Here is a 10,989-nt window from a genome sequence, read left to right as displayed (position 1 = left end):
ACATGACTCCTGACATCGACGCCCACGTCCACCTCGACACCCACCCCACGCATCCCAGCGCCGTGCAGGCCGTCCTGACCGGCAGCCAGGCCCACGTCGCTCTCATGGCTCTGGAGGCTGCCAACTGGAGCATCGCCGCCACCAACGTCCTGATCCTGGCCCGAATCGATCATGAGGAGCCCCACTGGGCCGAGGACGCCGCCAAACACCTGCTCACCGAGGGCATCGCCGTCGAGATCACCCCTCGGCTCCGGGAGGCCATGGACGAGGAATGGACCTGGGCCAACTACCCGATGCCCTGGTGCACCCGCAGCGAGATCCGCGAGGTCTCCAACCAAGCGCAGAAGATCCACGACGACATCCGCCACGGCCAGCTCCTCATCCACGCCCACGCCCGCGACGGCCACACCACCGTCGCGGTCGGCACCTACCTCAACCCCGGCGGCAAGTCCGTCTACCTGCACGGCGAGGACCACCTGCGCCAGGTCGCCGACACCTTCGACTCACCCGCCCAAGCCCTGCTCGCCTTCGAAAAGGTCCACGCGGCCGAGATGCGCCCCGGCCCGGCGCCCCTGACCGACACCGAACACGCCGCCATCGAAGCCCGCTCCGTCTTCGACGTGACCGCGGCCAAGTCCGAACCCTCCCGCCCGGAGCCGGAGACCGTCCCGGTCTACCTGGCCGATGCCGGCGACCACGACGCCCTCCTGGACACCTTCCTCGACGCGCACGGCGAGTTCGAGAAGTGGCGCACCTGGTCCGACGAAACGACCCACGCCATCCACGAGTCCCAGACCCTGCGCATCGAGCGCATCCACGACACCCCCGCCCACGAGACCGCATGGACCGTGGCCGCCTACGAGACCCCCGCCTCCGACCGCATGTGGGTCCTCACCGCGACCGGCGCCACCCCCGCCCCGGTTCTGAAGGAGCTGCTGAACCACCTCGCCGACGGCGACGGCTGGGACACCACCATCGGCGCCCCCGTGAACGAGAAGATGGTCACCGCGGCCACACAGCCGCTCTCCGACGCCGGATGGAAGCACACCGTGGACGGCCGCTGGATCCGCTGGACCTCCCCCGCCGGGGACGCAGGCGTCCGCTTCGACGCCTTCACCGCCCAGCACCACCCGGGCCAGAACCTGGCCACCTGGACCATCTGGGCCGGCCCCGACCCGGACCGTCCCACCTGGACCCTCACCGCCTCCCCGCACACCCCGAGTTCGCTGCTGGCCGACCTCTCCGAGACCCTCGCCCACGACACGGGCCTGCGCCGCCCCCAGACCGCCGGCACCGGACACACGCCGAGCCTCCTCACCAGCCCGGCGGCCATCCCAACGGTCACGGCCAACGCGACTGCCAGCCGCTCACGCTGAACCTAGGCACTTAAGAGCGAGGGAACATAGCGCGGGATCGCCGGTTAGCCAAACCGGCGATCCCGCGCATCATTGATAGTCCACCGCCACGTCCCACCCGCACGTCGAAAGGCAACACCCCACGACCACAGAGCAGCCACGGCCAAAAGACGGCAGGCGTTCACACCGCCGCGTAGCTCGCCCGGAACAGATCCTGCGCCCGCGCCACGTCCCTCGGCCTGCGAAGCTGCACCTCCAGATCACCCGTCCCGTGGTGCCCGAGACCCGACACGTCCCGGGTGAAACCCGGTACCAGGTCGACGTTCCTCGGGTCGACCCTCAGGTAGACCAGCAGCTTGCTGCGCTGCGGCGGACACAGGCACGCGAAGTTCCGCAGCCGCCGATACGCCCGATACTGCTTGCGCTCCACACGGTTCACACCGTCCCCGAGCCCGAGCAGGGCCTCGTCAACCGCGCATGCCAACTCCGCCATCGCCGCGCCCTGGACATCAGCCGCCGCCCCGCCAGCCGCGTTACTGCGTGCCCGCCGTGCTACCTGTATGCCGCCGCTGACGGAAGCCACGGTCTCCAGGCCGAGCAGGTCGCTGCCGAAGAGCCGGTAGCGGACCAGGTCGATCGAGCGCCGGTGCTCGCGCACGGCGTGTACGTCGTAGCGGGTGAAGTCGCCGGCAATGCAGATCAGACGCGGGCCGCTCCACAGGACCTGGGACACGGCCGTCGCCCCCAGCCGGTCGCGGACCAAGTGCTCGAACTCACGGCGGTGGTCCATCAGCCACGAGAGGTAGAACAAACCCTGGTTGATGACGCCGGCATCCGTGCCGCGCTTGTACTCGACGATGACCGGCGACCCGTTCTCGTCCAACCCGAGCGAGTCGATCCGACCACCGTGTACCGGCCCGGTGCTGTACTCGCTCGCCAGGGACCGGACGCCCAGCAACGTCTCCATGTGTGCCTCGACAAGGCTCTGCACATCCGCCTCGACATCAGCGAGACGCGGCGTGACCTCGGTCACGCCGCTTTTTGTATTGAACAGCTTCAGGCCCGACACCTTCCCCTCCTCGGCTCAGAGATCGTCAACGCCGAGTGGGCTCAGGTTTGTTTCCGCGAACGGCTTTGGGGCCGTGAAGAAGGTGTACACATGGGCCGCTCTACCGTGCTCACTTGCCCTTCCCCAAGGGTGCCGCCACAGGACCCTCCGGGGCCTCGCCGGTATCCAGCACCAATCCAGCACGGGAAAAACAAAGGGCCCAACTCCGGGGACTCGGACCCTTCTTGAACTGCATGCTTGCCAGATCAGCGACGTGGTGCTATGTCACCCGCTACACGTTGAAGCGGAACTCCATCACCACGACCGAAACGGCCCCACCCCACGAGAAAGCGACTACGGTCCCGGCGCCACGCCCGAATCATCTGAGAGCTGGGCAACATAGCCCAGGAACGCCGGTTAGCCAAACCGGCCTTCCTGCGCACCATGGGTACCTCGACGTCGCTTCGAGCAGTCAACCTGCTTTCTCGTCGACAGAGAGCCCTCGCGTCCATACAGATCGCCCCGTTCGCCGCGTCAGAAACGCGTAACCACCCCAGGAGTCACCGCGTGAGCCCAATGATCACCGATGCGCATGCCGGGAATGCCGCATACAGCCCCATGCACATCCGTGCCACCTGGGGTGGCACCAGCAGCGTGGCAGATGCCTCCAAAGCCTTCGGGTTCTCCCGTGCGAAAGGCTACGACCTCGTCCGTCAGGGACAGTTCCCGTGCCGCGTGCTCCAGATCGGCCGTGGAACGCGCGTAGTTACTGCCTCCCTACTCCGCGTGCTCGAAAGCGGAGAGCCTGAGTACAACCGGGCCGACGCCTGACGCTCCCCCGCCCTCACTTGAAGAAGCCCCAGCCCGAGCACGGCGAACCTCCGTCCAGCGCTGACTGGCCACCATCAGCCGGCCCGGTGGATCCCCGGTTTCGTTAGACCCTGTTGCCCGATTCGGTGGTGTGTTCCGCTCAGCCAGCCGGACCGTCATTGTGGTGGTAGATGCGGGGAGGTCAGGAGGTCGAGGTGTCCATGTGAACGTGCCCCGTCCCCGCCGCGCCCGAGGCCACCGCGCGGGTGGCCCGCATGGCGTTCCGCAAGGGCTGCCTAGCTATGCGGCTTCGCGATGAAGTCGGCGTGCTCTTCGAGGACTAGCAGTTCGTCGAGGCATTCCCCAGCCGTGGTGGCCCCGGCCTGTCTCCCGGCATGCTGGCCTTGGTTTCGGTGCTGCAGTATGCCGAGAACCTGACCGGCTGGCTGGCTGGCTGGCTGGCTGGCTGCCGAGCAGGTCAAAGGCCGGATCGACTGGAAGTACGCCCTGTCGCTGGAGCTGGAAGACCCCGGCTTCGACTTCTCACCACTGAGACCGTCAGGCTCTACGACGGCAAGGCGACCCGGCTCGAAGACACGAGGCGGCTGCGGAAATGCTGGTCCTCACCATGCAGCCCGCAGGCAGCCGTCGGCACCGCAGCCCTCGCAGGCGCCGTAAACAGCTGGGGCAGTTGATTCTCTATAGCCATTTGCGCCTTTGGCCACAGCTGGTGGGTCAACAGCGGAGCGAGGACGATGCTGCAGGAGGCCCTTCATACAGGGCGAGGGTGAGTCCCATGAGCGATATCGGCGAGGACGAGTCGGGCCGCTGGTTGAGCGGCGAGCAGCAGACCACCAACTTGCGGACATACGTGGCTGCTGCCGCACGGCACAGCGGCGCCACGGTTACTGACCGACTGCATGTGCAGATGACTCGTGATATCGCGGCAGGGTTTGCCGCGCGGGGCACACGCGGCGGTACGACGAAGGCACAGGTGTGGGGGTGGATCACTCAGGACGGCCCCCCGGCCTACGGGCTTGAGGAGTTCGAGGCTCGGTGGGTGGTCTTCGAAAGCGAGGGCCTCATCCGCCCCTACCGGTCCAAGAAGCACCAACAGCGTCATTCCTTCCATCCTTTGGGCACGGTCTTCTTGATGGTCTGCGACCGGCTAGAGAGCCGGGGCGGGATCGATGAGCTGATCATTCTCCTGGATCGCACCCAGGCTCTGCTCGACGAGGAACACCCAGACCGGGACTCGGTCGCGCACAACATCATCTTCTGCCAGTGGGCATTCGCGACCTTTGCGGTACAGCTGGAGGCGCTGGTCCTCGACGGCAGCGTGAGGGAACTGATTGATGACCACCAGCAGTACAACCACCAGGACTTGGAGCGCAGAGTCCAGCGACTGAACCGGGAGGTAACACGGCTCTTCCCGAAAGACTTCGACCTGGGTCACAAAGCGGTGGCCATGCTGGAGTCGCAGCAGCGATACACGCACTGGGTCGAGCAGGCGCTGCTGCGTGTACTCGACCATGCTGGGCGATCACTGGACTTTGACGTCCTGTCCGCTGAGAGCTACCTGACGGCAGCGAAGAAGGCTCCGCTTGAACGGCTGGCTGAAGCCGCGGGCGTGCTGGTGGTCGATGCGCCACAAGTATGGCTGGACGCCGGTGCCGTGATCGATACGTTGGACGAGTTCGCACCGCGCCACCGGGTGCGCTACCGCCCGCCAATGCCCATGGGGACACCGGAGCGCGACCCTTTCGGTGCAGCGGCGGCTCGTACGCAACGCGAGCGCACGCGGCGTACGCGGGCGGCGGAGCGTCTACTTCTGGAGCGGGACAAGGCCGAGGTGACGGAGGAGCTGCGTCGCTCGCGTTGGCCGCGGGCCGCCCGCATGCTGGCAGACCTGATCATGCTGGATGCCGATCCCCACGCTCCGTTCCGGGTGCAGATCGGTGACCAGCTACTCATCGACCGCGAAGCGTGGGTGACGTATCTCCACCCGGTCACCGTGTATCGGACCGCCCCTCCTGCGGTGCTCGAAGCACAGGACCTCCCGGTGGGAGGGCACCGTGATGAAGAGTCCTGACGCCGCCCTGATCCTCGCTGCAGCGCGCGCCGGTGGCATCGTTGACCCCGCGGGGCTCCCGCCCCAACTGTTGGCCCTGGCCGACCGGACGGCCCGCAAAGCAGGGCGACGGCTGGTGGAGTGCGACGGCCCCTGGCCAACCCCAGTCCACGCTGCCGGGCGGCCGGGGGAGTTGGGCCGCGCCTTGGTTCTGGGCTGGGCAGATGCTCCCGTGCCCGAAGAGCTGGGTTTCCATCCGATCGCCCGGCTCACCGCCACCCAGACCATCACCTTCGCGCTATGTCTCGCACGGGCCTGGCCCGACCTGCACCTGCCCCCCTATCCGGGCGGCCCGTTCACCCGTGCCGAGATAGCTGATTCCGCCGGTGACATCGGCATGGACCGGAAGTGGGTCAAGGGCGCCCTCGACGGTGAACTGCGGTTCCTGCTGCTCATCGTGAGTGACGGGCCACGCCTGCGACTGGGCCCGGCAGTGGCCGCACTGCCCGCCACCTTCACCGAGACCATGCGCCGCTTCCACGACCAGCTGCCGGGCGTCGGATTCGGCGCGGAGATCCGGGAGGACGACGATGAATGAGATACCGCTCTCCGATCTCGACGAGGCACATGTGTGCTCCGCCATCGCGGCGGTAGAGACCGCGGACGGGCTGGTCCCCGGCGAGCCGTTTCCCGCCTTGCGGGCCGATGCGCTGCGGGCGGTTGTGGCCCGCAGGCTGGCCGGGCTCGGGCGCGTACTGCTGATCCGCCAGGCGTACGGCCGAACCGGATACACAAGCGGCTACGAAGACAGCGTGGCTGGCCGCTTGGCCGCGGAAGGGATCGGTGTCCTGCCGCCCGTCGACCGCGCGGTTCTGATCATGGTGCTGCTGCGCACCGTCGCGGCCCCCAGGGCAAGAGGCGAGCATCGCTCCGCCTCCTGGCTCGCCGACGGCCCCGGCACCAGCGCCGACGAGCTGTACACCAACCCGTACGTCAACTACGAGCAGCTGCGGCCGGCGATACGCCGCCTCAAAGCACACCGGCTGCTGCGAGAAGGCTTCCACCGCAGTCTGCTCCCGGGGCCGGCGCTGCTGCGGCTGACCGATAGACAGTCCGCTCGGCTGTGGGAGGACCTGGTCCTGGTCGCCGATCCCGACTCGATGTACTCGCGGGCAATCCGCCGACGCCGCCAGGAACAGACACCACCTGCCCAGGTCCGCCCCCGAGGGGAGATTGAGCCATGACACGCCCGTTCCCGTCGGCTACGGAACAACCCCCGGACGATGTTCCCGTCAGCCTGGGCATCATCGGCGACCGGCAACTGCTGTGCGTCCAGACCTTTGACATCGCCCGGCATACGTCTGCTGCGGTGGGGCTCATTCCCGGATGCTTCGCCGCCGTGTCCGGCAAGGGACCCGACGATTCGAACGAGTCGGGAAAGACGAGTTGGCTGGCAGCAGTCGCGCTGCTGTTGGGCGATCCGGAATGGCGGATGCACAGCAGCGGGCCAGCCGCCGTTGCCGACCTGCTCTTCGAACCGCGGACCGCAGGCATCGGAGCACAGGGGTACGCCCCTGCGACCACCGGCTACGTCGCTGGACTCTTCGCGGACCCGGACGATGTCCCGGCCACGGCCCACACCGTATGGGTGAAGCTCTCCGCCACACCTACCTATGTCGAGGTAAGGCACACCCCTGGGGTCCATCTCGCCACCGCCCAGGACGACATCGAACGCCATGACGAAGCCGTCGGGCTGTACCGGAGCCTCCCGTCCACGTCTGCGCTGGGCGCCACCCAGTACGCCACCGCTCTGTACGGACCTGTCCCTCGCTGCCTGGCCTTCTTGACCTCCCGGGGGAAGCGCCGTGGAGGGCCATCCCTCCTCAAGCTCGACACCGGCTTGTTCACCCCGGCCGGGATCGGCGCCGCTCTGATCGAACTCACCGGCCGTGGCACCCTCCTGGACACGGACGCGTCCCTGAGCCGCGATCTGAGCCAGGCGGAAGGCGACCTTGAGACCACACGCCACGATGACATCGAGAGCCACACTGACGAGGAGCGGGTCCTTCGCACCCTGAGTCAGCGAAACACTGCCCGTGAGGAGCTCACCCACGCGCAAGTGCTCTGGGCCCTGCACTACGCCCGCGGACTGCTCGATGCCCTGGAGCGCACCGATCACCTGCAATCCGAATCGAACGAGCATGCCGATGCCCTCGCAGATGCCAGGCGCGACCGGCAGGAAGCGATAGCAGCGGAACAAGCTGTGGAGGATCCCGCACAGCTTGTGCAACTGCTCCAAGAGGCTAGCGAGGCCAAGCAGGAAGCCGAGCGACAACTCGGCAAGGTGCGCGCTGATGCCGGTGCTGAACGCCACCGGCTCGGATCTTTGAGTCAGTTACTGCGGAAGGCACAGGAGACCGCAGCCGGGGTACGCGGCAACCTGGAAGACGCCCGTCGCGAGGCGCTTGCCGCCTGCCAGCAGGTCATCGCCGCAGAGGCCCGCCTCACCAACGCGGACCACATTCAACAGACAGCCCAGCACGACCTCGCAGACGCAGAAGAGGGCCGCTACGGCGCCGCCGGCAAGACCATCAACACCTTGCACGACGCTGGTCTCACAGCCGTCGGCCTGCTGGATGGCCTCGATCTGCCTGCCGAGACGCGCCACGACTGGGAGGCTCGGCTGACCCTGTACCGCGACGCCGTATGCATTGCCCGGACAGACATCCCCGCTGCCCGTACGGCCCTGGCCGGCCAACCCGGCGCGGTGCTCCTGGCCGTACCGGAGATGACAGGACCGGAACACGCGTCGGTCCGCAGGTTCCTGGACACTCTCGCCACGCGCCTGCACCTGGAGCACACGCCTGACATGGCCGTCGATGACGCCCTTGGCCTGTACGTACTGGGTGGGTTCACCGAGCCGATCACCGGCCGCATCGCTCTCCTCGCCCGCCTGCGGGCCGCCGTGGAGTTCGCTGAACAGGCCCTGTCCCTCGCTCGTCAGCAGCGCGACGAAGCAGTTGCTGCCCAGGAGCACAGTGAAGACCTCGTCCGGCGCCTCGAAGCCAGCATCCGTGCCGCCGAGCTGCGCTCGCGCCGACAGGAGATCGAACGCGAACTCGCGGTTCTGCAACAGCGCGTGGCGGAGTGCGAGCTCTCGCTGCGCGATGCGGACACCGCTTGGAGGGACGCCGGTATCGCGCAGGCCACCATCGAGTACCAGCGCGGCCAGGCCAAGAACGCGGTCGAGCAGGCCAAGGCTAGCGAAGAACGCGCGGCCAAAGAGCATGAAGACGTCCAGAAGCAGATCGATGAACTCGACATCAGCTACTGGCAAGAACACGGTCGCGACCGTGACACCGCGCTGCGGGCGCTCCACTGGACCACCGCATCACCCGATCACGGGCCAGAGGCCGAACGGCGAACCGAGAGCAGACTGCGCCAGCACGCCGGCCACCACCTTGAACGCGCGCTCGATGCTGTCGGTGTCGACACCGAAACCGGTGCAGGCGCCCCCACCGCCGAACTCGAAGACACCGTCCGGCTCCGTGACAATCCGGCCGACGACACCGGAAGCCGGCGCTTCGCCGACGCCACGGCTTTCGAGGCCCCTGCTCAGGCCCTGCAGGACTGGCTGGACCGCTTTGCCGACTCGGACGCGTCCGCGGCCGACCGGATCCGGCAGGAACGCGCCGACCGTGCCGACCGCATCGCCTTCGGCGAACAGACCACAGCGGCGCTCCGCGAGAGCCTGCGCACCATGCAGGGCGGCATTGCCCTGCGTCTCGACCAAGCCCTGCAGGACATCGAAGACGCGCTGGCTGAACTCAACAGGAAGGCTGGCCTGTACGGCGTCGAGCTACGCCGCACCCTCATCCCGCCGCCCAGCCTTCAGGACATGTGGCGCTGCGAGGTGACACCGTACTGGCGGCGGACCCCGAACGGCCATCTGCTGCCCTATGACAACATCACCAACTCGGCCCAAGAGAAGCTCTTCTCGATCCACCTGGTGCTGGCAGCGCTTCTCGCCTCACCGCACCCGCGCGGTCGACTGCTCATTCTGGACGAGCTTGGCGACTCCCTGGGCTCTCACCATCGCCAAGAGGTCCTCAGCGCGCTTGCACGCAGCGCGCACGAGCACGGCATCACCGTCCTGGGCACCTGCCAGGAATCCCTCTTCGACGACGCGGCCGAGCACTGCGGAGAGCTTCTGTACTTCTCCTATCCCAGCCACACTGACGCCCTCAACGCCCCCACCCGGATGTTCGGCTATGACCGCAACGGCGACCGCGTGGAACTGACCATGGAGATCTTGCTCGCCGGGCGGAGCTGGTGGTGACCATGCAGCCGCCCCGCCCGGAAGTCCGCTCTTCCAACACCCCACCCGGTCTGGTCTGCCGCGCCGTCGTCCCCACCCGTCGCCAAGACGATGGCACCCACCGCGCCATCACGGCTTCCACGACTGGCCTGCCACGCTATTCAGAGGTCGATCTTGAAGCCGGTGCACCGGTGATGGCACTGGACGCTTCAGTCCTTGACGTCCTGGTAAAAGGCGGAGACCGCCGCTTCGTCCTCGAAGGAACTCACCGCTCCTGGTCCGCGATACAGGGCCGGTACGGCGAGCGCGCGTGGCCCTTGGCCCTCGAACTGGCCCGTGCTGGGGCCATCGTCATACGCTGCCGGATCACGCGCGACATGGCCCTCGGCCGCCCCCTGCGCTGGTACCGCACCCAGGCCGCAGCACACGCAGCAGAAGGGGAGACCACCGCTAGGAGCGCGCGCCGAACCCGGTTGCGTGCTCAGTCTCAACACGCGCTGGAAGCCTTGGCGGCCCACGGAGGCCCCCCTGGACCAGCCGAATCTGATTCCGTTCGGGGGCTGACGGACCATGACTTCGAAAGCGTGCTCCTCGCCTTACGCCATGAACTGGACCGCCCCACCCCGGCTCCGAAGCGCACCCGCATCCTCATCGCAGTCGCCCAGGACCTCTGTGACGGCATCGTGCACCCCAATGCCCGCGCCTTCTCGCAAGTCCACACCGGCCACACCAAGACCTGGGACGACGCTCGTTCCGTTCTGGAGGCCAGTGGCGTCACCCGGGCAGTAGTCATCGCGCTGGGGCTGCGCCGCGACAGCCGCATCGGAGCCGGCGGGGCCATCACCTGTCGAGCAGCCCACGCTCTCCTCAGCCTCGACTTGCTGCGGGGCCCCGTCCTCTTCCGCGCCGAGCAGTCCGACCTGTCCTTCTCCCTCACCGGGGCCCGCCTGGTCATCGTCGAGAACCTGCAGGCCGCCGAGACCCTCTGCGACACCCTCGTCAGCAGCACAGCAACCAGGGACATTGGGATCGTCTACTGCGCCGGCATGCCCAGCACCGCGGTCATCGGACAGATCTCGACCCTCGCCGACCAAGCAACAAAGATCATCATCGCCCCCGACGCGGACCTCGGCGGCGTCCGGATCGCCACCGCCATCCACCAGAGCATCGCCTCCAGAGCCCAAGCTCGGAGCGTGCTGTGCGACGCAGCAGCCACCCACCATGTGCGGCAACGCCCGTGGGCCCCAGACAGCCCTGTCTGGGAAGGGCTCGCTGCCGCCCTGTCCGGGCCGGCGGCAGCGCTCGCTCAGGGCTGCCTCGATCGTGGCTACCCCGTCGAGCAAGAGGCTCCCATCGTCGAAAGCGTCCTGTGCCACCTCTGAAACCA

The 10,989-nt window shown here is 67.5% G+C and carries 8 protein-coding genes; 7 read left to right on the top strand and 1 reads right to left on the bottom strand.

Features of this window, described 5'->3' with window-relative positions; translation table 11 throughout:
• The first annotated feature begins 2 nt into the window (after positions 1-2).
• Positions 3-1,376 (top strand): DUF317 domain-containing protein, encoded by a 1,374-nt coding sequence (locus tag ACWFRJ_RS39475; RefSeq protein ID WP_453542720.1) that lies wholly within the window; start codon positions 3-5, stop codon positions 1,374-1,376.
• Positions 1,377-1,536: 160 nt separating this feature from the next.
• Here the strand turns inward: ACWFRJ_RS39475 and ACWFRJ_RS39470 are convergent, their stop codons facing one another.
• Positions 1,537-2,424, bottom strand: coding sequence for a DUF5655 domain-containing protein (locus tag ACWFRJ_RS39470; RefSeq protein WP_453542716.1), 888 nt, complete (start codon positions 2,422-2,424; stop codon positions 1,537-1,539).
• Positions 2,425-2,979: 555 nt separating this feature from the next.
• Here ACWFRJ_RS39470 and ACWFRJ_RS39465 point away from each other — a divergent pair.
• The 6 genes from ACWFRJ_RS39465 (at position 2,980) to ACWFRJ_RS39440 (ending at position 10,984) form a co-directional block, all read left to right on the top strand.
• The gene (locus ACWFRJ_RS39465) at positions 2,980-3,234 is read left to right on the top strand and encodes a hypothetical protein (protein WP_453543126.1); all 255 of its coding nucleotides are present in this window, start codon (positions 2,980-2,982) and stop codon (positions 3,232-3,234) included.
• Positions 3,235-4,009: 775 nt separating this feature from the next.
• Complete coding sequence (locus tag ACWFRJ_RS39460; protein WP_453542713.1) at positions 4,010-5,305, top strand: hypothetical protein; 1,296 nt, start codon at positions 4,010-4,012, stop codon at positions 5,303-5,305.
• Entirely contained in the window at positions 5,292-5,882 is a 591-nt protein-coding gene (locus tag ACWFRJ_RS39455; RefSeq protein ID WP_453542710.1) for a hypothetical protein, read from the top strand. The genes ACWFRJ_RS39460 and ACWFRJ_RS39455 overlap by 14 nt, the downstream gene beginning before the upstream one ends.
• Positions 5,875-6,528, top strand: coding sequence for a hypothetical protein (locus ACWFRJ_RS39450; protein WP_453542707.1), 654 nt, complete (start codon positions 5,875-5,877; stop codon positions 6,526-6,528). Before ACWFRJ_RS39455 ends, ACWFRJ_RS39450 begins: the two co-directional genes overlap by 8 nt.
• Positions 6,525-9,623 (top strand): hypothetical protein, encoded by a 3,099-nt coding sequence (locus ACWFRJ_RS39445; RefSeq protein WP_453542704.1) that lies wholly within the window; start codon positions 6,525-6,527, stop codon positions 9,621-9,623. Before ACWFRJ_RS39450 ends, ACWFRJ_RS39445 begins: the two co-directional genes overlap by 4 nt.
• A gap of 563 nt (positions 9,624-10,186) precedes the next feature.
• Complete coding sequence (locus ACWFRJ_RS39440) at positions 10,187-10,984, top strand: DUF2399 domain-containing protein (protein WP_453542701.1); 798 nt, start codon at positions 10,187-10,189, stop codon at positions 10,982-10,984.
• Positions 10,985-10,989: the final 5 nt, after the last annotated feature.

Source organism: Streptomyces sp. NPDC055239 (assembly GCF_053606205.1).
Note: the sequence above shows the minus strand (reverse complement) of the source record. Positions and strands in the feature narration are given on the sequence as shown.